General features: G+C 56.4%; 22 protein-coding genes. 15 read left to right on the forward strand and 7 right to left on the reverse strand.

The genetic code is table 11. The features are described 5' to 3' along the window. The first annotated feature begins 9 nt into the window (after window positions 1–9). Window positions 10–1,605 carry a FumA C-terminus/TtdB family hydratase beta subunit gene (locus Q0362_RS03850; RefSeq protein ID WP_298120037.1) on the forward strand — a complete coding sequence of 532 codons (1,596 nt, stop codon included), beginning with the start codon at window positions 10–12 and terminating at the stop codon, window positions 1,603–1,605. A 67-nt stretch (window positions 1,606–1,672) separates the two neighbouring features. On the opposite strand, the gene Q0362_RS03855 is transcribed toward Q0362_RS03850, so the two are convergent. Next, window positions 1,673–3,181: an APC family permease gene (locus Q0362_RS03855; protein WP_298119959.1), complete on the reverse strand. Its 1,509-nt coding sequence runs from the start codon at window positions 3,179–3,181 to the stop codon at window positions 1,673–1,675. A 166-nt stretch (window positions 3,182–3,347) separates the two neighbouring features. Between Q0362_RS03855 and Q0362_RS03860 the strand changes: the two genes are divergently transcribed. Beyond that, window positions 3,348–4,163, forward strand: coding sequence for an acetoacetate decarboxylase family protein (locus Q0362_RS03860; RefSeq protein WP_298119963.1), 816 nt, complete (start codon window positions 3,348–3,350; stop codon window positions 4,161–4,163). A 94-nt stretch (window positions 4,164–4,257) separates the two neighbouring features. Here Q0362_RS03860 and Q0362_RS03865 read toward each other — a convergent pair whose 3' ends face one another. Continuing rightward, on the reverse strand, window positions 4,258–5,610 hold the full coding sequence (locus Q0362_RS03865) for a glutamine synthetase family protein (RefSeq protein ID WP_298119966.1): 1,353 nt from the start codon (window positions 5,608–5,610) through the stop codon (window positions 4,258–4,260). A 136-nt stretch (window positions 5,611–5,746) separates the two neighbouring features. Here Q0362_RS03865 and Q0362_RS03870 point away from each other — a divergent pair, with 136 nt between their 5' ends. After that, complete coding sequence (locus Q0362_RS03870; protein WP_298119968.1) at window positions 5,747–6,454, forward strand: type 1 glutamine amidotransferase; 708 nt, start codon at window positions 5,747–5,749, stop codon at window positions 6,452–6,454. Here Q0362_RS03870 and Q0362_RS03875 read toward each other — a convergent pair. Both Q0362_RS03875 and Q0362_RS03880 read right to left on the reverse strand, forming a co-directional pair. Beyond that, window positions 6,447–7,175: a type 1 glutamine amidotransferase gene (locus tag Q0362_RS03875; RefSeq protein WP_298119971.1), complete on the reverse strand. Its 729-nt coding sequence runs from the start codon at window positions 7,173–7,175 to the stop codon at window positions 6,447–6,449. The genes Q0362_RS03870 and Q0362_RS03875 overlap by 8 nt on opposite strands. 122 nt (window positions 7,176–7,297) lie before the next feature. After that, window positions 7,298–8,545: a cytochrome P450 gene (locus tag Q0362_RS03880; protein ID WP_298119973.1), complete on the reverse strand. Its 1,248-nt coding sequence runs from the start codon at window positions 8,543–8,545 to the stop codon at window positions 7,298–7,300. Between the two features lie 137 nt (window positions 8,546–8,682). Between Q0362_RS03880 and Q0362_RS03885 the strand changes: the two genes are divergently transcribed. Continuing rightward, window positions 8,683–9,186 carry a MarR family winged helix-turn-helix transcriptional regulator gene (locus Q0362_RS03885; protein WP_298119976.1) on the forward strand — a complete coding sequence of 168 codons (504 nt, stop codon included), beginning with the start codon at window positions 8,683–8,685 and terminating at the stop codon, window positions 9,184–9,186. Here the strand turns inward: Q0362_RS03885 and Q0362_RS03890 are convergent, their stop codons facing one another. After that, window positions 9,187–9,885, reverse strand: coding sequence for a gamma-glutamyl-gamma-aminobutyrate hydrolase family protein (locus Q0362_RS03890; RefSeq protein ID WP_298119977.1), 699 nt, complete (start codon window positions 9,883–9,885; stop codon window positions 9,187–9,189). A gap of 111 nt (window positions 9,886–9,996) precedes the next feature. Here Q0362_RS03890 and Q0362_RS03895 point away from each other — a divergent pair, with 111 nt between their 5' ends. Genes Q0362_RS03895 through Q0362_RS03925 form a run of 7 tightly spaced genes read left to right on the forward strand, consistent with a single transcriptional unit; the run spans window position 9,997 to window position 16,085 of the window. Continuing rightward, the gene (locus tag Q0362_RS03895; RefSeq protein ID WP_298119979.1) at window positions 9,997–11,460 is read left to right on the forward strand and encodes an aldehyde dehydrogenase; all 1,464 of its coding nucleotides are present in this window, start codon (window positions 9,997–9,999) and stop codon (window positions 11,458–11,460) included. Between the two features lie 3 nt (window positions 11,461–11,463). Then, window positions 11,464–12,372: a catechol 1,2-dioxygenase gene (locus tag Q0362_RS03900; RefSeq protein ID WP_298119981.1), complete on the forward strand. Its 909-nt coding sequence runs from the start codon at window positions 11,464–11,466 to the stop codon at window positions 12,370–12,372. Continuing rightward, window positions 12,365–13,243, forward strand: coding sequence for a fumarylacetoacetate hydrolase family protein (locus Q0362_RS03905; RefSeq protein ID WP_280793960.1), 879 nt, complete (start codon window positions 12,365–12,367; stop codon window positions 13,241–13,243). The genes Q0362_RS03900 and Q0362_RS03905 overlap by 8 nt, the downstream gene beginning before the upstream one ends. Further along, on the forward strand, window positions 13,243–13,434 hold the full coding sequence (locus Q0362_RS03910) for a ferredoxin (protein WP_298119990.1): 192 nt from the start codon (window positions 13,243–13,245) through the stop codon (window positions 13,432–13,434). The genes Q0362_RS03905 and Q0362_RS03910 overlap by 1 nt, the downstream gene beginning before the upstream one ends. Before the next feature lie 9 nt (window positions 13,435–13,443). Next, entirely contained in the window at window positions 13,444–14,658 is a 1,215-nt protein-coding gene (locus Q0362_RS03915) for an NAD(P)/FAD-dependent oxidoreductase (protein WP_298119993.1), read from the forward strand. A gap of 39 nt (window positions 14,659–14,697) precedes the next feature. Continuing rightward, window positions 14,698–15,756, forward strand: coding sequence for an NAD(P)-dependent alcohol dehydrogenase (locus tag Q0362_RS03920; RefSeq protein ID WP_298119996.1), 1,059 nt, complete (start codon window positions 14,698–14,700; stop codon window positions 15,754–15,756). Window positions 15,757–15,761: 5 nt separating this feature from the next. Next, the gene (locus tag Q0362_RS03925; RefSeq protein WP_298120000.1) at window positions 15,762–16,085 is read left to right on the forward strand and encodes a 2Fe-2S iron-sulfur cluster-binding protein; all 324 of its coding nucleotides are present in this window, start codon (window positions 15,762–15,764) and stop codon (window positions 16,083–16,085) included. Here the strand turns inward: Q0362_RS03925 and Q0362_RS03930 are convergent. Then, window positions 16,082–17,089, reverse strand: coding sequence for an agmatine/peptidylarginine deiminase (locus tag Q0362_RS03930; protein WP_298120040.1), 1,008 nt, complete (start codon window positions 17,087–17,089; stop codon window positions 16,082–16,084). The two genes, Q0362_RS03925 and Q0362_RS03930, sit on opposite strands and share 4 nt — an antisense overlap. A gap of 41 nt (window positions 17,090–17,130) precedes the next feature. After that, window positions 17,131–18,513, reverse strand: a complete 1,383-nt coding sequence (locus tag Q0362_RS03935; protein WP_298120002.1) for an aminotransferase class V-fold PLP-dependent enzyme — start codon at window positions 18,511–18,513, stop codon at window positions 17,131–17,133. 510 nt (window positions 18,514–19,023) lie between these two features. On the opposite strand from Q0362_RS03935, the gene Q0362_RS03940 reads away from it, so the two are divergent. Genes Q0362_RS03940 through Q0362_RS03955 form a run of 4 tightly spaced genes read left to right on the forward strand, consistent with a single transcriptional unit; the run spans window position 19,024 to window position 21,367 of the window. Further along, window positions 19,024–19,473 carry a MaoC family dehydratase N-terminal domain-containing protein gene (locus Q0362_RS03940; RefSeq protein ID WP_298120005.1) on the forward strand — a complete coding sequence of 150 codons (450 nt, stop codon included), beginning with the start codon at window positions 19,024–19,026 and terminating at the stop codon, window positions 19,471–19,473. Between the two features lie 2 nt (window positions 19,474–19,475). Further along, window positions 19,476–19,895 (forward strand): MaoC family dehydratase, encoded by a 420-nt coding sequence (locus tag Q0362_RS03945; protein ID WP_298120009.1) that lies wholly within the window; start codon window positions 19,476–19,478, stop codon window positions 19,893–19,895. 3 nt (window positions 19,896–19,898) lie between these two features. Continuing rightward, complete coding sequence (locus tag Q0362_RS03950; protein WP_298120013.1) at window positions 19,899–21,011, forward strand: UDP-N-acetylmuramate dehydrogenase; 1,113 nt, start codon at window positions 19,899–19,901, stop codon at window positions 21,009–21,011. A gap of 2 nt (window positions 21,012–21,013) precedes the next feature. Next, the gene (locus tag Q0362_RS03955; RefSeq protein WP_298120017.1) at window positions 21,014–21,367 is read left to right on the forward strand and encodes an iron chaperone; all 354 of its coding nucleotides are present in this window, start codon (window positions 21,014–21,016) and stop codon (window positions 21,365–21,367) included. Window positions 21,368–21,369 lie beyond the last annotated feature (2 nt).

A 21,369-nucleotide genomic window follows, 5' to 3' on the forward strand; every position in this document is an offset into this window, starting at 1 on the left:
GACAGGACTCTGCTCAGCGACGAAGGTGTTGAATCGGTCACCCTCGGTGAGCACACCTTTACCTCTGTTTCTCCCGAGGCCCTTGAGCTCCTTGCCTACACCGCCTATAAGGAAATCAACTACTTCCTGCGCCCTGCCCACCTTGCCCAGCTGCGAAAGATTCTTGATGACCCCGAAGCTTCTGGCAATGACAAGTACGTTGCTCTTGATCTGCTCAAGAACGCGAACGTGGCTTCTGGTGGAGTGCTGCCCATGTGCCAGGACACCGGAACTGCATTGGTTATGGCCAAGCGTGGGCACCGCATCTTGACCGACGGTCGCGATGCGGAATACATCACCAACGGTATTGCTAAGGCTTATCACGACCTCAACCTGCGTTACTCGCAGATGTCTCCCACCTCGATGTGGGAAGAGGTCAACACTGGAACCAACCTGCCTGCTGAAGTCGACATTTCGCTGACCAAGGGCGACAGCTATGAGTTCTTGTTCATGGCTAAGGGTGGCGGTAGCGCCAACAAGACCTTCCTCTACCAAGAGACCAAGGCTGTTCTGGAAGAGCAGCGCCTTCTCGAGTTCCTGCGCGAGAAGATCGCGAGCCTGGGAACAGCTGCCTGCCCTCCGTATCACTTGGCTATCACCATCGGTGGAACCTCGGCTGATTACGCGGTGAAGACTGCCAAGCTGGCTTCCACCCACTACCTCGACTCTCTCCCCACCGAAGGTGGCAAGGAAGGCCAAGGTTTCCGCGACCTCGAGTTCGAGAAGAAGGTCTTCGAACTGACCAAAACCATCGGTTTTGGTGCGCAGTTCGGCGGCAAGTACTTCTGCCACGATGTTCGTGTGGTTCGTCTGCCTCGCCACGGTGCTTCGTTGCCGATTGCGATTGCTGTCTCCTGCTCGGCAGACCGTCAGATCCTCGCCACCATCAACTCTGAGGGTGTCTTTATCGAAGAGCTCGAGCACGACCCCGCTCGCTTCATTCCAGAAACTGGTCTTGAGCAGATCGAGGAAGCATCTCCTGGTGTTCCCATCAACTTGAACCAGCCCATGGAGGAGATTCTCAAGGAACTCTCTGCCTGCTCTATTGGTACTCGTGTGATGCTGACCGGAACCATGATTGTGGCCCGCGACATTGCCCACGCACGCATGCGTGAGCGTCTCGAGCGCGGTGAAGGTCTCCCTGAGTACGCAAAGAACCACCCCATCTACTACGCAGGCCCTGCGAAGACACCTGAGGGTCTTCCAACTGGTTCCTTCGGACCCACCACCGCTGGCCGCATGGACAGCTATGTGGACGAGTTCCAGAAGGCCGGTGGCTCGATGGTCATGCTGGCGAAGGGTAACCGCTCCTCTGTGGTGACAAAGGCCTGTGGCACTTACGGCGGCTTCTACCTCGGTTCTGTGGGTGGCCCTGCTGCCCGCCTTGCCCAGGACAGCATTCGCTCGATGGAGATCATTGACTACCCCGAGCTGGGTATGGAAGCGGTCTACAAGATCGAGGTGGAGAATTTCCCTGCCTTCGTCATCGTCGATGACAAGGGGCATGACTTCTTCACGATGGACACCAGTAAGCCTTTGCTGCTGGGTCCCACGCGAACCGCCTAATACTCTTCACGCAACAAAAAAGGGGCGCCCGTCTTATGCAGACGAGCGCCCCAGTTCTGTGTACTGATTAGGACAGGATGTCCTCAGTCAGTGCGGCCTTTTCCTTACCCTGGACAGCAGCGACGATGAAGCCGATGATTCCAGCGATGAAGGGGAGCAGGACAAGGAACCAGCCGAGGGGGCTGAGTGCCCATGCGCTTTCAGGAAGCGATGGGTCCACGCCGTCAGCTACAGTTCCAGCCAGCAGGTTGAAGCGGCTCATCAGCAGGTACTCACCGAGGACCAGGCCGATTGCTGCCAGAGCAGGAGCAATCTTGCCCTGCCAGACGTTTGCGCCGCTGTTCTTGGCGAAGTACGCGATGACAGCAACGCTGACCAAGATCTCAACCAAGATGATGGCGATTGCAGTAATTGCCGACATCCAGAAGAACAGGTTGAGTACGGGGTCAAGCTGAGCCACTGCGAAGATCACGATGACAATCAGGGCAATGATCGAGGTGAGGATGACACCTGCACGAGGAGCACCTGCCTTGTTCACGTGAGCGAAGCGCTCGGACAAGATGCCACCGCGACCCATTGCGAAGAAGTAACGAGCGGTTGCGTTCTGGAATGCGAGCAGACCAGCGAAGAGGCTCGAAACAACGAGCCAGCTCATGATGGTAACCATCCAGCCGCCGACGTACTGGTCTGTCAGTGAGAACAGAACAGCTGCGGGGTCAGCCAGTGGGACACCTTCGATAGAAGAACGCTCGATGACCTGGTCGAAGATTGCGTTTGCACCCATACCGGTAACCATGGCGAAAGACACAACTGCGAAGAGTGCAGTGATGATTCCGATAGCCCAGTAGGTAGCGCGACGAACGGTCTTCTTGGGATCGATGGATTCTTCACCGTAGATAGCAGTTGCTTCGAAACCAATGAAGGAAGCGAATGCGAATGCGATAGCGATACCAGCGCCGCCGCCGAAGCCGCCAGCAAAGATCTGGTCAGGAGCGAAAGAAGCACCAATGTTCCAGCCCTCAGGACCACCGTTTGCGAGAATCGCAATGGCGGTGATGATGAGGGAAAGGAGTTCCAGAATCATCAGGGTTCCGAGAACCTTGGCTCCGACATCAACACTGAGCAGTGAGAGTGCGGTGACAAGTGCCCAGGCAATGATGCTCCAGACATACCAAGGCAGTTCAAGTCCAAGGGCGGCCATCTGGCCGGAGAGGATCGCACCAAAGAAGCCATAGATAGCGAGCTGAATGGTGACGTATCCCACGATGGAGATGAATGCAGAAGCAACACCAGCCTTGATGCCCAAGCCACGACCGACATATGCGAAGAACGCACCAGTGTTGGTGACCTTGTGTGCCATGGCGGTGTATCCAACACTGAACAAGAGCAGGACGATGCCTACTGCGAGGTAGGCGCCGGGAGCGGCTGCGCCGTTACCGGCGAGCATGGCGACAGGAACAGCGCCTGTCATGCCCACGAGGGGCGCGGAAGCTGCGACGACGAAGAAGACGATTCCCAGGACGCCAAGACGTCCCTTCCTTAGGGAGGTGTCTTCAGCCGATTGCGCGGTTGACATCATGGATCTCCTCATTGAGTTCATAAATAATCGTTCGGATAGAAACGATTTTTCTAACTTTCGCAATAAATCAGGTCCACGTCAAGCCGAAAGCGCCATTTAGGCGTAAACGTTATGTTTCAAAAATATGTTTGTTTGGATACGAATGACCGTATATTCTGTTCCTATGACTGAACTCAAAGGCTTTCTTGCGCCCAAGACCCCGACCGGTAAGAGCGCCATCATCCCGGAAATGCCTTGGCACTATTCCGGCACGCTACTCACCGTCGAGTACCTGACCGACCCTGCCAATGTCCGTGCGATCCTTCCTCCCGAGCTGGAGCTCGCTGACGAAGAGCCTGGAGCAGTTGCACTGATCTGGGCTGACTGGCAGTCCTGCTCTGATGACTTCGAAGAACTGCTGGACCCCGACCGCTCGCAGTACATGGAGACCTTCGTGGTAGTCCGCTGCAAGTATGAGGGCGTCACCTACAGTCGCTGTGTTGCAATCTGGGTGACCAAAGACTTCGCCATGGCCCGCGGTTGGTTCCAGGGCTACCCCAAGAAGCTGGGTTCGATGCACGCCACTCGCGTCTATAACCGCGGCAAGGCAACTCCCACCCTCGAAGCCGGTGCCAAGTTCGGCGCGAGCCTTGCTGCCTATGACCACCGTCTCGCTTCCGCGAAGGTGACCCTCACCGGCCCCGTGGAGAGCAACGGTTTTGTCAACGGCCACAAGATGCTGCACAACCGTTGGGTTCCCTCCATCACTCCTGGTGCTGGAAACTCCCTTGACCAACTCATCACCATGGGTGGCGTGGACCTCGACCTCGGTCAGGCATGGGGTGGAACTGCAGAACTCACCTTGAGTGACTCACAGTGGGACGAGCTCGGCTCTATCCTTCCCGTGGAGAAGATCCTCGGTGGGTACTTCCGCGAGGTCGGCACGACCTTCAACGGTGGAACCCTCGTAGCTGACTTGGGATCAAACCCCAGCATCTAAACAGTTCGTATCTATCCCAACGGATACAAAGAAGCCCCGGTGATCATCACCGGGGCTTCTTGCTGTCTTGTCCTCTGCTGGGAGGAAAGCAGGTTTAGTAGGAGGCTGCGTACTCCGTGATTTCCCAGTCCGTCACGTCGCGCGTGCTGGGGTCCTCAACAGCTGCTTCATAACGAGCGATTTCGTCACGCTTGAGCACCATGAAGACGTTGACCAGCTCTTCTGACATCTGGTTGCGCAGAGCATCGTCTTTCTCGAGAGCGTCGAGTGCGTCAGCAAAGGTCTCAGGAAGAATCTCAGCACCCTCGTTGTCGTAGGCCATGCCGACTGCGTCATCTGGGCATTCCATCTCGTTCACGATGCCGTCGAGTCCAGCAGCAAGGATGGCTGCAATCACGAGGTAGGGGTTGGCAGCGCCATCGCCCACGCGGATCTCGAGGCGAGTTCCCTGGCCGCGCTCGGGTGGAACGCGGACCATGCAGGAACGGTTGTCGTAGCCCCAGTTGGAACGGTAGGGAGCAAGAGTGTCAGGGCCCAGGCGCTTGAAAGCGTTCACCGTGGGGTTAGTGAATGCTGTCAGTGCGTTGGCGTGCTTGGTAATTCCAGCAATCAACATTTTGGCTGCAGGGGAAAGGTTTCCGCGGCCGTCGTGCATCTTGTTGATGCCATCAGCGTCGGTAACCGAGAAGTGCAGGTGGAAACCGGATCCACCCTCGTCGCTCCACGGCTTTCCCAAGAAGGAGGCGTGCTTGCCGCGCTTGGCAATGATGTCCTTGACAGCGGTCTTGAAGAAGAAGGTGCGGTCTGCTGCATCCAGAGCCTCGCTGTGCCAGAGGTTGACTTCATATTGGCTGGGGCTGAACTCGTGGTTTCCTGCGAAGGCGCCAATGTTGAGGTTGTCGAGCATGCGCATCAGGTGCAGGAAGTCGCCGTCTGGGTCGACCAGGGTTCCTGTCATGTACACGCGACCAGTTTGGGAAAGTGAGCGAACGAAGCGCCCTTCCTCATCCTGATTGGCAATGTAGAACTCAAGTTCGGGGCCCACGACAGGGTGCAGACCGAGAGCGTGGTAACTCTCGATAACTTTCTGCAGCACCGAGCGCGGAGACATCATGTTGGGCTTGCCGTCGGGGTTGAAGGCGTCGCCTACGACATACGCAACACCGGGCTCCCATGCCAGAGGAGAAATGGTGCCGGGAACAATCTGTGTGATGAAGTCCTGGAGGCCGTCGCTGGCAATTCCGTTGGCCTCGTGGAACTCGCCACCGGTGGTGGTGGTCCACACGCCCTGGCTGAAAGCAGGGCCGTTGTGGCATGCCTTATCGAGCTGACTGACCAAGATGTCCTTGGAGCGAGGAATACCGAGAACGTCCGAGAACATGACGCGCAGAACGTCGATGCCGCGCTCTCCGAGGTCATCTCGAAGCTTGGTTAGATCGTTAACCATTGCAACTCCTTTGTGGCAAGTGTGGTGTCATAACGCTATCGTTAGGGTACTAACGAATAGTACCGATTTGCTAGTCAACTACAAAATATGACGCATATTCTTATGTGTATTCATTCTGTATCCAAGGAGCTCTTCCATGAAAGCCCTCGTTATTCAGCACGACCACGTTAGTCCCACTGGACCCGTCGGTCGCAGGCTCGAGCACCATGGCTTCGAGATCACTGAGTTCCTTGTGGTTCCAGAAGATAAGTTTTCAACCCCCAACATCACGGTTGAGTTTCCCAACTTTGATGAATTCGATCTCATCGTGCCCTTGGGTGCTCCCTGGGGTGCCTGGGATAACGACTGCATTGGTAATTGGCTGGAGCCAGAACTTGAGCTCGTAAAGAGTGCTGTCGCAGCAGGCAAGCCCGTTTTGGGGATCTGTTTTGGCGGCCAGCTCATTGCGCGCGCCATGGGTGGATCCGTGGGCCGTGCTCCTCAGTTCGAAATTGGATGGACAACAATCTGGAGCGATCGACCAGAGTTGGTGCCCAATGGTCCGTGGTTCCAATTTCATTACGACCGGTTCACTGTCCCACCGGGAGCTGTTGAGATTGCGCGCAATCCGGCTGCTCCTCAGGCTTTCATCATCAACAAAACCTTGGGTGTCCAATTCCATCCCGAGTTAGAGGCACCAGGTCTCAAGGGTTGGTTGGACTGGGGTGGAGCCGGAAAAGTCCGAGAAGCAGGACTTGATCCAGAAATCATGCTGGCTCAAACCCGCGCGGAAGATCCGGCAGCAGAACAGCGCACCTACGCCCTCGTTGATGCCTATCTCAAAGACATCGCCGGACTTATTTAGCGGCGAATGCCTTTACTTGCTCTGCAAACGCAGTAGCGGTGACATGTGCCTGTCGGCGATACTCCAGGAAGTTTTCGTGGCTGAGACGCATCTGCTCTTCCACGTCGATACCTTCCTTTTCAAAGTACTTGCGGTAGGTCGTGAGCCACGCGAGTTGCTGGTTCAGTCCCACCTCGAGGTGGAACTGAGTAGCCCATGCTGCTGAGCCCACGCGGTAGGCCTCAATGATGCCGTTGGTCTCCCCGAGGAGAGTCGCTGACTCGGGCAGCTCATAGCTGTCGTAGTGGAAGTGGAAACCTTTGAGCCCGGAGCTGATCTGCGAGAAGACAGGATCTTCTTTGGCTTCGGGTTTCATCTCCACCTCTGTCCAGCCCAGCTCGGGAACAGGGGACGGTTTGAAATCTGCTCCAGCGACTGCAGCAAGAATCTGAGAGCCGAAGCAGAGCCCAAAGAACGGAGTCTCGGACTCCAGCGCGTATTCGACAATCTTGCGCTCGTAAGGCATCCACTCAGTCGTGGCTTCATCCATGATGCCGTTGTGGGCACCGAGAGAAATGATTCCTGAGTATTTTGACAACCCGTCCAAGGGTGGTCGTGAATCGAAATCTAGTGATGCATCCCACGTTTCGAGGTAAACGCCCGCTTCTGCCATGGGGACAGCAAATTCGTTGAGATTGTCGTCGACGTCGTGAACAATCACGAGAACGCGGGGAGCAGTCATAAGCACCAGCCTAAGTCAGTGTTCCAGTTTGTCTAGAGGAAATTAAGCTGTGCTCCCACGATGTGGGAGCACAGCTAGTGGAGGCCAGAAGAGGGTGAGACGTCCCTCCTAGTGGCAACTACTTAGCGCGTGGTGACCTTGACGGGCATGCGCTTGATGCCGTGAACGAAGTTCGAACGCAGGAAGTCAACTTCTCCTGTGCGCTCAACCTTGTCTACGCGGTTGATGAGGTCTTCGAACATCACACGCAGCTCGATACGAGCCAGTGAGTTACCCAAGCACATGTGGGGGCCACCGCGACCGAAGGTCACGTGCTCGTTGGGGTTACGCGTGACATCCATCTTGTTGGGGTCCACGAAGACGGTTTCATCTCGGTTGCCAGAGGCAAACCAGGCGACCATCTTCTCGCCCTTCTTGATCATGGAACCGTTGAAGTCCACGTCCTTGGTCGCAGTGCGACGGAAGTGGTAAACGGGGCTTGCGTAGCGCAGGAACTCTTCAACAGCCCAAGGGATGAGCTCAGGGTTCTCCTGCAGGAGAGCCAGCTGGTCTGGGTTGTTGATGAGGTTGTTCATGGTGTGGGTAATGGTGTGACGGGTGGTCTCATTACCTGCCACAACCAGGAGTAGGAAGTTGGTGTGGAAGTCACGGTCCGACAGCGGGATGCCATCAGAGGGTTCGCTATTGACGAGAACAGAAACAAGGTCTGTGCCGTTCTTGCCCAGACGCTGGCGACGAAGTTCGTCACCGTATTCGAATACTTCAAGAGCCGCAGGGGAGCGGAAGGGGAGGTTCTTGTACTTCTCTGATTCTTCCGAGTTGATCAATACGTCAGCGTGTTCGGGGTCTGAAAAGCCGACCATGCGGTTACCCCAGTCAATGAGCTGACCAGTGTCGGAGTCTGGCACATCCAAGATCTTGGCGAGCACGCGGATGGGGAAGTCAGCTGCAACGTCTTCAACGAAATCGAACTCACCCTTGGCGAATGCGTTGTCGAGAGTGCTGGCGGTGAGGCCGCGGAGGAAGTTTTCGTAGCGGGCGACGGCAGCAGGAGTGAATTCAAACTGAATGAGGCGGCGCATGGCGCGGTGACGTGCACCATCAGTTTCGAGAAGGGAACGTCGGGCGTCCTCTTGCTCGGGGGTGACCTCTTCGAGGTTGGTGAAGCGTTCGCTGGTGAACGTCTCCGAGTCGCGAAGAACCTTCACAATGTCGTGGTACCGAGTCGCCGACCAGAAGCCACTGCCGTCTGCGCCTTCGTCACTGAAGTGCGCGGGGGTGTTGGTGCGGATCTCTTCGAAAGCAGCCCAGGGGGCACCATTCTGGAACAGGTCTAAATCGGCCAGGTTGTAGGGCGACGATGGCTTCATCGAAGTCTCCTCATCGAGATTGTTCGGATACGAATAATCTCAGGATAACCCCATTACCTAGAGGTAAGTCAAGTTCTTCCCTCAGATGTCGCATGTGCTGGCATAAACTTGTGGAACGTTCGAAGAAAAGAGAAATCATGGCAGGCAGTCACACCCTGGCTGAGACTGAGTCTCAGATCACGAGTCGACTCAGCCACATGACGCTCGATTTCGAAGCAATGGCTGTGACCTCCAACCTGTTCCGAGCTGCCAGTGCCGTGCGTAACCACTTCGAGCGCAACGTGCTCGCTGAAAGCGGTTTGAGCTGGACTGCCTTTGTCGTGATGTGGGTCACATGGATTTGGGAACCTGCTGAGACCCGCGACATTGCCGAAGAGAGTGGTATTTCCAAGGCCACGTTGACCGGTGTTCTCAAGACTCTCGAGAAAATGGGTCTTGCTGAGCGTTCACGCAGCGATGCGGATGGCCGTCTGGTCTTGGTGCATCTCACCGAAAAGGGTCACAAGTTGATGGAGACCCTGTTCCCGGCCTTCAACCGTCAGGAAATCGAAATCTCGTCACTCATCCCTGCGGCGGATCGTGCCAACTTCGCAGACATGCTGCGCTTGCTCACCAACTACACGCAGGATCAAGCCAAGTAGCTAGCGCTTCGCGCTGTATTTGGCGGCTTCGCTCACGAAGCGCTCAAAGAGCTCTGCCTGAGGCTTATTGGTGTCGAAATTGTCCTCCGGGTGCCACTGCACGCCAAAGGCCCAACCGGCAGCATCGATCTTGATGGCTTCCACATCGCCCTGAGCTGATCGAGCGATGACCTCAAGTCCTTCGCCCACAGTGTCAATGACCTGGTGGTGGTAGCAGGAAGCTTGAACTGTGGCTGAGCTCAGGCCCATCTCGGAGTGATACTTCTCAATAGTGACCGGAGCAACATAGTGCTGGTGGGGTTCATCCATGTGTTGGACGAGGGTTCCACCCCTGGCCACGTTGGTGATCTGGGTTCCTCGGCAGATGGTGAGCACAGGCATTCCCGTGCCGAGGGCATAGTTCACGAGGGAGATGTCGACCTCATCGGCGAGATCGTCCACGTCATAGACGTGGTCGGATTCAACGTCCTGGCCATAGCTTCGAGGGTTCACATCAGCACCGCCGGGCATCAGAACCCCGTCGATACCTTCGAGTCGCTCTGCCCAATTGCTACCTGCCACGGGGAGGAAGGTGAGAGGTTCGCCCCCGGCTGCCCATACGCCTTCAGCAAGGCGGCGAGCAGTGATAACTGCGGCATAGCGCGTGGCAGAAGTGTTCTCAGCGAATCGAGCCAGAATGGCGATGCGAGGGCGAGACATAAGTGCCTTCCAAATAAATAGAGATATTTATCTTGTGTGACTTTTATATCCTAGTAATAATCGTTAGTATACGAATGATTACTTCTACACAAAGATGTGAGGACCTGCCCCATGAGCACAATTAGCGTTGCCGGTGCCGAGATTGACACCCGCCACTACATTGGCGGCAAGCGCGTCCCCTCTGCAGAGACATTCACCAACACCTCACCTATTGACGGCACCTTCCTCGGTGAGATTTCCCGCGGTGGACAGGCAGAAGCAGATGCAGCCGTTGCTGCAGCTCGCGCTGCATTCCCCGCTTGGGCAGCATTAGGACCACAGGGCCGTGGAGTTCTGCTCCACAAACTCGCAGACTTGATCGAAGAGAACAACGAAACCCTCTCTCAGCTCGAGACCATGGACAACGGTTCACTGCTTCGATCACACCGTCGCGGTGTGATGCCTCGCGTGGCGATGAACATCCGCTTCTTCGCTGACTGGGCCATTAACGAACTTCACCATGACGCGTTCGAAACTCGAGGTCACACCAACAACGTCAGCTGGGACCCTTCCGGCGTTGCTGTTCTGATCACCCCCTGGAACGCACCCCTCATGCTGGCCACCTGGAAGATCGGTCCCGCGCTCGCCGCCGGTGACACCGTTATTCTCAAGCCCGCCGAGTGGACGCCACTGAGTGCCTCTTTCTTTGCAGACCTGACCAAGCAGGCAGGTATTCCTGACGGCGTCTTCAACGTGGTGCAGGGCTATGGCAGGGAAATCGGTTCTGCCCTGGTTGCTCACCCCGACATCAACCGCATCTCGTTCACCGGTTCGGTGCCCACCGCCAAGGTGATTGCCCGCGCAGCAGCAGATAACTTGACGCCGTGTTCCTTCGAACTCGGCGGCAAGAGCCCCATGATTGTGCTCGAGGATGCTGACCTTGACCTCGCTGCCGAGATTGCTGTGGAGCAATACGACAACGCCGGCCAGGTCTGCCTCTCCGGAACCCGTATCTTTGTGCACGAAAACATCGCAGATGCGTTTGCTGCCAAGTTCGCCGAGAAGGCTGCTGCTCTCAAGCAGGGCGACCCCCGCGATGAGACCACCGACATTGGTCCCCAGATTCACCAGGTGCACTTCGACCGCGTCAAGGGATTCGTGGACCGCGCCAAGGCTGAAGGTCAAGAGATTGTCTGGGGCGGTGAGCCCAACTCAGACTTGGGTGGCCTCTTCTTCCGTCCGACTCTGGTGAAGAACCCCACCGAAGGTTCCGAGATTGTCTCGAGTGAAATCTTCGGTCCTGTTCTCTGCATGATGACTTTCACAACAGACGAAGAAGTTGTCGAACGTGCAAACGGCACCGAGTTCGGCCTTGCAGCCGTTGTTGTCTCTGGCAACAAGGAACGAGCCAACAAGGTCACTTCGCAGTTGGTTGCCGGCACCATCTGGGTCAACTGTTTCTTTGTGCGTGACCTTCGCGCACCCTTCGGAGGATCGAAGAAGTCAGGTATTGGTCGCGATGGCGGCACCTGGTCCTTCGACTTCTATGCAGATGTCAAGAACACCGTAGTTTCACCAAATGGATGGAAGGAATAAACCATGGGCGAAGTAGTAGGCGCAGCAATCCTTGCGCACGTACCCACGATCATGCTCCCCAAAGAGACTCGTTACGAGCTCAATGACGGTAAAGAAATCTCTCTCGTCCCTGGTTTGCAGAAGCTCCGCAAGGACGTGATGGAGACTCTCGACTACGACACCGTTGTTGTACTCGACTCTCACTGGGCAACCACCGTGGAGTTTGTTGTTTCTGCTCAAGACCACCGCGAAGGCAAGTACACCGCGGAAGAACTTCCTCGCGGCATGTCTCAGATTCCTTACTCTTTCAAGGGTGACCCCGAGTTTGCGAACTCACTGGCGAACTATGACGAAAAGAACGGAACCTGGATCACTCCTATTTCCGACCCCTACCTGCCCATTTTCTACGCAACAGTGAACCTCTGGGACTACTTGGGTAAGGGCTTGGACAAGCGCTGGGTTTCAATGTCTGTGTGCCAGACCGCAACCACTGAAGACTTCCTGCGTGCAGGTCGTGCCCTTGGTGAAGCCATCCGCGACTCAGACCGCAAGGTTCTGCTGCTTGCTTCTGGTGCTCTTTCACACACCTTCTACAAGCTGCGCGATCTGCGTAAGCACGAGGCCAGCGACCCCAGCCACATCTTCTCTCCTGAAGCTCGTGCGGCTGATGAAGAGCGCATTGAATGGTTCAAGGCAGGCGACCACGCTCGCGTGCTGGAGACCATGCCAGAGTTCATGAAGTTCAAGCCAGAGGCCAACTTCAGCCACTACCTCACCATGGCAGGTGCTCTCGGCGAGGAAGCCAACACCTCCAAGGGCGAGATGTACTCTGACTACGAGAACTCGGTTGGTACTGGCCAGGTTCACATTTACTTCCCGAAGCCAGAAGGCGGCTTCCCACTTCCAAAGGACATGGTTCTCTCTCGTGACTGAATATCGTCGAATCCTGCTTGATGGCGTTGCGGTGCAAACCGTGCGCGACGGAGAGTTCCTTGTTGCCGCTGACGGTCGTCGTGTGGCTATCGAAGATGCGCAGCACCTGCCCCCTTCGGAGCCCACCAAGATCATCGCTGTTCACCTGAACTACGACAGCCGCACCAAGGAGTTCATGACCAAGCTCCCGGATGCTCCCACCTATTTCCACAAGCCCATTACGGCGATCAACAGCCACAAGGGTGCTGTTGTGCGCCCCGAGGGTTGCAAGTGGTTGAACTATGAGGGTGAGATTGTCATCATCATTGGCAAGACCTGCCGCAACATTTCCCCCGAGGAAGCCGGCGACTACATCGCCGGATACACCGTGGGTAATGACTATGGTCTGCATGACTTCCGCGACACTGACGCCGGCTCCATGCTGCGCGTGAAGGGTTCGGACACCTTGGCTCCCGTGGGTCCAGGTATGGTCACCGACTGGGACTTCCGCAACAAGATGATCCGCACCTATGTCAATGGTGAAGTCAAGCAAGAAGACAACACCGACAACATGGAATGGGACATGCACTATCTGGTTGCAGATATTGCCCGCACCATCACGTTGGTTCCGGGAGACATGTTGTTCTCTGGAACCCCTGCATTCTCTCGTCCCGTTCAGCCCGGCGACATCGTCGAGGTTGAGGTCGAGGGCCTTGGTCGTCTGACCAACCACATCGTTGTCGGACCTACTCCGATTCGCACCGACGTGGGCGCACAGCCCACCGAGAGCGAAGAGGTTGTCTCGACCGCCATGGGTGGTGACTGGGAATTCCGTGGAATTCGCACCCCATCTAAAGACCTTTACCCATCCACCGTGGAGGAAAAAGAATAATGATCAAGATCAACGTCGACATGGAAAAGTGCCAGCACTATGGTCAGTGCGTATTTGAGGCACCCAATGTTTTCAAGCTCAACGACGACGACAAGCTGGAATATCACGCAACCGCTGACGACAGCGAGCGTGACAACGTCCAGGCTGCAATTGATGTCTGCCCCATGCAGGCCATTTTTATTGTCGACTAAGGAATTCGTATGACGCGCCCTGTTCTCATTATTGGCGCTTCTATGGGCGGACTTCGCGTGGCAGAGTCGCTACGTCGAAGTGGTTATGCCGGTCCTATTGTGGCCATCGGAGAGGAAGTTCATCCTCCCTATAACCGACCACCACTGTCCAAAGAGGTGCTCGCTGCAGACGTCAATCATGAGGCAGTGGCATTCCCTCTCGGTGACGCAGTCGCCGATGTGGAATGGATTCTGGGCCGCAAAGTAAACCGTGTTGATCTGGAGAGCCAGATTGTCACTGATGATCTCGGTATTGAACACCATTACGAAGCACTGATCATCGCGACGGGACTGCGTCCACGTCGTGTGGATCTTCCGGGCATGCCAAAGAAGGGGACTCACGTCATTCGATCCCTCGATGACGCGATTGCTTTGCGCTCGGAGATTTCTGAAGGAACCCGCGTTGTTGTTTATGGCGCAGGGTTCATTGGCTGTGAAGTTGCGGCAACTGCCAAGAAACTCGGCGCACACGTCACCGTCATTGGGAAGGGACCAGTTCCCTTGCTCCGACCTCTGGGTCTGGAACTTGCTCGTGATATTCAAGCGCGACAAGAAGCCCAGGGTGTCAACTTCTTCATGGGTTCGACCATCACCAAGGTCACCGGCGGCGACCGTGTGGAGAGTGTTCTTCTGGACTCCGGTGTTGAGCTCTATACCCAGGTGCTCATTGAAGCCATTGGTTCTGAGCCGAACCTCGAGCTGCTCCACGACAACGACGTCGATCTCGACGGCGGTGTGGGAGCAGACACCAACCTGCGCGTACTCAAGAAGGACGGAACTCCCTGGGAGAACGTCTACGTCGTCGGTGACGTGGCACGTTTCCCCATTCCTCAGTTCTGTGACTACTCGCGTCGGGTTGAGCACTGGAACATCCCCACCGAAATGGCCCGCAAGGTGGGCAAGGAAGTTGCACTGCAGCTCTCCGGTGATGCTGATGCTTTTGCTGAAGAACTGGCTAAGCCTTTTGCTCCCATTCCCTCGTTCTGGAGTGACCAGTTTGATGTGAGCTTGCTGGCGTATGGCTTGATTGATCAAGCCGACGACATCCAACTGCTGGAAGGTGAAGCAGGCGGAGATTGCGTCTATGGCTACTACAAGCGCGGAGACCTGGTGGGTGTCTGCGGAGTAGGTATGAGATCGAAGGTTATGGGCTACCGTAGCCAAGTGGGCTTAACTCGCCCCTAGTTCGTGCAGGACGATCTGCACATTACGAAAGGTTTGGCTATGACTACTACCGTTCGCGCAATTGGGGCTGCTGCTGAAGGCGCCAAGATGGCTCCCATGGACATTGTCCGCCGCACACCCGAGGACACTGACGTCCGTATTGCGATTACCCACTCGGGCATTTGCCACTCAGACATTCACACCGTTCGCGGTGAATGGGGCGACCGCCCCTACCCTCTCGTTCCAGGCCACGAAATTGTCGGAACCGTTCTTGAAGTTGGTTCTGCCGTCACCAAGTACAAGGTCGGCGACATCGTCGGTGTCGGCGTCATCGTGGACAGCTGTGGTGAGTGTGAGAACTGTTCAAACAAGGATGAGAACTACTGCACCGGTCCCGTTGGTCCACGCCTGACCTATGGTGAAGCAGAACCACAGCTTCCTGGACAGGTCACTCAGGGTGGATATGCCCAGGAAATCGTGACCACTGAGAACTTCGTGTACCGAATTCCTGAAGGCCTTGACCTTGCTGGTGTCGCGCCACTTCTGTGTGCAGGAATCACCGTCTACTCGCCTCTCAAGCACTGGGGTGCAGGCCCCGGCAAGACCGTCGGAGTTGTCGGTATCGGTGGCCTGGGACACATGGCCGTGAAGTTCTCTCACGCACTCGGCGCACACACTGTCGCTCTGACCTCAAGCCCAGAGAAGGTCGCCCTTGGCACCTCACTCGGCGCAGATGAGGTTCTGGTGACCTCCGACAAAGAAGCCATGAAGGCGTCTCGTCAGAAATTTGACCTCATCATTTCGACCCTCCCAGGCGACCACGAAATGAATCCCTACCTGGATCTACTCACCCTGGATGGCACCTATGTCATCGTGGGAGCAGTCAACGACATGACCCAGCCCTTCTCGCTTCCTAAACTCATGATGCGCCGACGCTCCATTGCCGGTTCGCAGATTGGTGGCACCGTGGAGACCCAGGAAATGCTGGATTTCTGTGGCAAGCACAACATTGTTGCTGACGTCGAGGTCATCAAGGCTGATTACATCAACGAGGCCTATGACCGTGTTGTTGCCGGTGATGTGCAGTTCCGTTTTGTGATTGACGCCACAACCATCTAGTACTAATGCCTCAACTGAACTTCATTTCTCCAGATGGAGAAAAGCACACGGTTGAGGGCAGGGTCGGTGACTCCGTCATGGACGCCGGCGTTCGCAACGTTGTCCCGGGAATGTTCGGGCTGTGTGGTGGGGCATTAGCGTGCGTGACGTGTCACGTGTTTGTCGACGACAGCACCGCTTCGCTCTGCACTCCCATGCAGGAGTTTGAAGACGAGATGCTCGATGGCACTGTCACGCCCAGGCACACGAGCTCACGTTTGAGCTGCCAGATCGTCATCACAGAAGAACTGGACGGTGGCACGTTTATCGTGCCCGAGAAGAACTATTAAACCTTGGGCTGTTGCTGCGTAATGCAGTGAATACCGCCGCCACGGGCGAACAGCGGACGTGCGTCCACCAGGACAATCTCACGTCCTGGATATGCCTTGGCGAGGACCTTCTTGGCTTTTTTATCACCTTCGTCATCAAAGGCACACAGAATCACAGCGCCGTTGCAGACGTAGTGGTTGATGTAGCTGTAGTCGACCCAGCCTTCGTCGTCCTGCAGAGTTTCAGGCGCAGGCACTGAAATCACATTGAGCTTGTTGCCTTCTGCATCACGGGCGGCTTTGAGTACGCGGCGCACTTCCTGGCTGATCCAGTAGTCAGGGTGGTCCTGGTTCTTCTGATCGTGGAAGAGCACGGTGTCTTCATTGGCAAAGCAGGCCACGATGTCGATGTGGCCGCGGGTACCGAACTCGTCGTAGTCGCGGGTCAGGCCACGGGGCATCCAGATCACGTGGTCAATGCCAAGGGTGCGCTGAAGCTCTGCTTCAACCTGTTCCTTGGTCCAGTCAGGGTTGCGACCTGGGTCAAGCTGCACGGTCTCCGTGATCATGACGGTGCGGGATCCATTGACATGGATGCCGCCACCCTCATTGGTCATGGGGGAGTCCACGCGGATTACGCCAATGGAGTCCAGGATCTTCGTGGCCGCTTGAGAGTCGTTCTCCCAGCTGGCCCACTTCTGTCCACCCCAGCCGTTGAAGATCCAGTTCACGCCGGCAAGTGTGCCCTTGTCATCGCGCACGAAGGTGGGACCAATGTCACGCATCCACGCGTCATCGAGCTCGGCAACAAGAATCTCAACTGCGGGGTCGAGCCACTTCTTCGCTTCGTCCACGGCACTGGGGTCAACCAGGATGGTGACCGGCTCAAACCGCACGATGGTGTTGGCCACTTCAGACCAACACTGACGTGCTTCATTGGCTAGTTCCTCGGTCTCGCCGAGGGTGTAACCGGAGGACGGCCACGCCATCCAGGTGCGCTCATGCTCAGCCCATTCGGCTGGCATGTGGAATGCAGAATTTGCCACGTTACTGACCGTATTCCTTGTTAGACCATCGTGTCGAGGATTTCGACCAAAGATTCGTAATTAGTTCTGGGGTTCACAATGGCAAAGCGCGTGTTGGGCTCGCCCTTGTGAGAGCTAGGAACAACAAAACCAATGCCATCTGCCAGGAGCTTGTTGGACCACTTGGTGTAGTCCTCGAGCTTCCAGCCCTTCTTGGTGAAGACGACAACAGAGAGTTGTGGGTCACGAACCAAGTCGAGATCTGGACGGCGACGAATCTCGTCGGCAATCTTGTAGGCCAACTGAATGTTCTGCTCAATTGCTTCGCGGTAGGCAGCAACACCGTAGGTGGCCAGTGAGAACCAGAGTGGTAATCCACGAGGACGACGGGTCAGGTTGTAGGCGTAGTCGCTGGGGTTCCACTCTTCAGGGTTTTCCAGAGCATCGAGGTACTCCGCGTGCTGAGTGTGCGTGACACGACCCAGTTCGGGGTCGCGGTAGACCAGTGCGCAGGCATCGAAGGGTGCAAAGAGCCACTTGTGAGGATCCACAATGAAGGAGTCAGCCAGTGCCACACCCGCGAAGAGGTGCTTGGTGGTCGGTGCCAGCATCGCGGCGATGCCGTAGGCGCCGTCCACGTGGAACCAGACGTTGTGTGCCTTGGTGACGGTGCCCACTTCTTCGAGTTCATCCACGATGCCGAAGTTGGTGGTTCCACCGGTGGCGACGACGGCAAAGATGCCGTCCCAGTCTCCCGAGAGGGTCTCTTCTAGAGCAGCACCGGTCAAGCGACCTTCTGCGTTGACGGGAACGGGGACGATGTCCACGTCCATCACCCTCGCAGCGGCCTTCAGTGACGAGTGGGCTTCAGAACTGCAGGCAAAGCGCCAGCGAGTAGGCAGAGACTTTCCAGCGGCTAGGAGGGCTTCCTTTGCCGTGTGACGAGCTGCAACCAACGCAGAGAGGTTACCCAGGGTTCCACCCTGAACAAAGACACCGCCGGCGCCTTCGGGCATGCCAGCTTCGCTAGCCAGCCATTCGAGAACCTGGTTCTCGGCATAGACCGCACCGGCACCCTCCATCCACGATCCGCCATAGATGGTGGAGGCAGAGACGATGAGGTCAAACAGCGTTGCTGCTTCAGTCGGAGCACACGGAATGAAAGAGAGGTAGTTGGGGTGATCGTTCGAGATGGTGGCTTCAGCCAGCACATTCTCGAACAGGCTCAGTGCTTCAATGCCGCCCATGCCTTCTTCGGTGACAGTGGCAGGAACTTCAGCACGTAGTTCTGAAATGGTCTTGGGACCATCCAGGGGTGGTGGGTCGTAGTTCATGCGGCGGCGAGCGTATTCAAATACTTGCTCGCGAAGCTTCATGGTTTCGAGATCGACGGTGTGCATGTGATTGCCGTTGGGCGTTGTCATGTCGCTGACATCCACTCTGTGTTCATCCGCCGAATGCCCGCCACGACGATTGTCGTGCGACTGGGGCCCTTCAGCAGGCTCAGACCACACTATCGGTGATGTTCGACACGCCGAAACCCCGATGCCAAAAAAGTTTTTTCGCGGCGGAAATGGCGTAAATATGCGGTTCTCTAGGCAAACTCACAGCACCCTACGAAAAAACTCACAAACACTACATGTAGTGGAATGACACAGGTGTCATTCGCGTTATATAGTGATAACTCACCGCAGGGGTGCGGCAGAATCTCGCAAGAGATTCGACAAGTTTTATGGAGGCAAAAATGGAATTCGAATCAAACGACACCGTTGGTGGCTACGCAGTACCCGTAGATCCTATGGATCTGCTCCAGTGCGACAGCTGCCAGTAAAAAAGTAACTTCGCAGCTCTGCTGCAGAAGAACCCCAGACCAAAGATGGTCTGGGGTTCTTTGTTTAAGCTCAACACCGTCAGGCCACGCCTAGAATTGTGCCGTGGCTGTAAATCCTGAATTGCAAGGTCGTGTCTTCCCTCCGACCGCCCCGTATCTTGTTGGACGCGAGAAGATCCGCGAGTTCTCTCGCGCTGTGCTCTCCACCAACCCCATCAACCTAGATGTGGACGCAGCTCGTGCAGCTGGCCACGCCGACTTGGTTGCTCCGCCCACCTTCCCGGTGGTTGTGCAGGAGGCAACCCTGGCCCAGTTACTCGCAGAGCCAGATGCAGGCATCGACTTCTCCCGTGTGGTGCACGGTGAACAGCGCTTCACCTACACCCGCGCCATTGTTGCCGGTGATGAGCTCACGGCAACTCTCACCGTTTCCAGCGTGAAGAGCCTGGGTGGCCACAACATGGTCACTGCTGACTCCGACATCGTGGATGCCAACGGCAAGCACGTAGTCACCGCAATCTCCACCCTGGTCGTTCGAGGAGATGAGGACTAATCATGGTTGACTACAGCTCCTTGACGAAGGGCGACGTTGTCGCCGAAGAGAACTTCCACCTCACCCGCGACAACCTGGTGCGTTATGCCGGTGCATCGGGTGACTTCAACCCCATTCACTACCGCGATGACGTTGCGGTCTCTGTTGGCCTGCCTGGAGTACTTGCTCACGGCATGCTGACTATGGGCTTTGCTGTGCAGCCCGTGTCCAACTGGGTAGGAGACCCTGCCCGCATCGTGGACTACCAGGTGCGCTTCACTCGTCCCGTGCTGGTCGACGGTGCTACAGGCGCTGATGTCACCGTGACCGCAACTGTGGGTGCCCTCGAAGACGAGACGAAGATCGCTCGTATTGATCTGACCGCCAAGTTCAACGATGAGACGGTGCTGGGCAAAGCCCAGGTCCGCGTCAACCTCGCCTAGAGCATGACTTCTGTTCCGCTGTCGACACTGACCACCATGCAGGTGGGCGGTCCGGCGCGCGAACTCATCACTGTCACCACACGTGAGCAACTCATTGAAGCTGCTGTGGACACCTGGGACTCGAATGAGCCCTGGTTGATCCTCGGTGGCGGCTCCAACACCATCGTCGCGGACGAAGGCTTTGATGGCACTGTCATTCACGTTGTCACCACAGGAATTGAACGTCAGCAGGACATCTCTAAGACCCCGAACCACAGCACCGTTCGTGTTGCGGCAGGAGAGAACTGGGATGCCCTCGTGCAGTGGAGCATTTCTGAAGGCCTCGCGGGTATTGAGGCCCTCTCCGGCATTCCTGGCTCCACCGGTGCTGCACCTATCCAGAACATTGGTGCCTACGGTCAAGAACTTTCTTCTGTTCTGACCGCTGTCGAATTCCTCGACCGCTACACCCAAGAAATCTCCTGGATTCCAGCTTCTGAGCTAGCCCTCGGTTACCGCGAGTCGGTGTTCAAGCAGGGCAAGGAAGGCGTGGTGCTCACTGTTGAGCTCAGCCTGGCCTCCTATGGGGACAGTCTTTCTGCGCCTATCGCCTTCCCCCAACTTGCAACCGCTCTCGGTGTTGAGCTGGGTACCCAGGTTGCGCTCGCCAAGGTGCGCGAGACAGTTCTGAAACTGCGTGCCAGCAAAGGCATGGTGTTGGATCCTGCGGATCCTGACACCGCCAGTGCGGGGTCGTTCTTTATGAATCCCATCGTCACCGAAAACTTCGCTCGTCATCTCCCAGCGGATGCTCCTCGTTTCCCCGTGAAACAGGCAGAGCACGATCGTGTGCTTCCTCTGGGTGCTGAAGTTCCCCCGTTGGCAAGCGCCTCTGGCCCCAACTTGGTCAAGCTTTCGGCAGCCTGGCTGATCGAGAATGCAGGAGTCAAGAAGGGCTACAGCGTCCCTGGTTCCAAAGCAGGTATTTCGACCAAGCACACCCTGGCCATTACCAACCGAGGCGGAGCAACTGCTGCAGAGGTAGTCGGCCTGGCCACCTACGTTCAGGCGATGGTCCAGTCGCACTTCGGCATCATTTTGTATCCCGAGCCCAACCTGATCGGCGTGGAGGTCTAATCATGGCGAAGTTTGAGAACCTCGAGGAGTACTTCGCCAGCCTGGATGACACCAAAGCGGCAACTCTGCGTCGCGTGCTCGACGTCATTGCCACGAACTTCCCTGATTCTTCAGTCAAGCTCGCCTGGAACACTCCCCAGATTCAGATCGAGGGGAAGTATGTCTTTGGGATGTCTGCGGCAAAGAACCACCTATCACTGGCGCCCTGGAGCGAAGCGGCAATGACGACCTTTGCAGACCGCTTGGCTTCGTATGAAACAACCAAGGGACTCTTCAAAGTGCCAGTGGACTGGGACGTGGACGGCGCACTGATTACTGACCTGATCCAGGCCAGAATGGCCGAACTCGGCCTCTAAGT

This window comes from uncultured Aurantimicrobium sp. (genome assembly GCF_936931525.1).
Taxonomy (GTDB): domain Bacteria; phylum Actinomycetota; class Actinomycetes; order Actinomycetales; family Microbacteriaceae; genus Aurantimicrobium.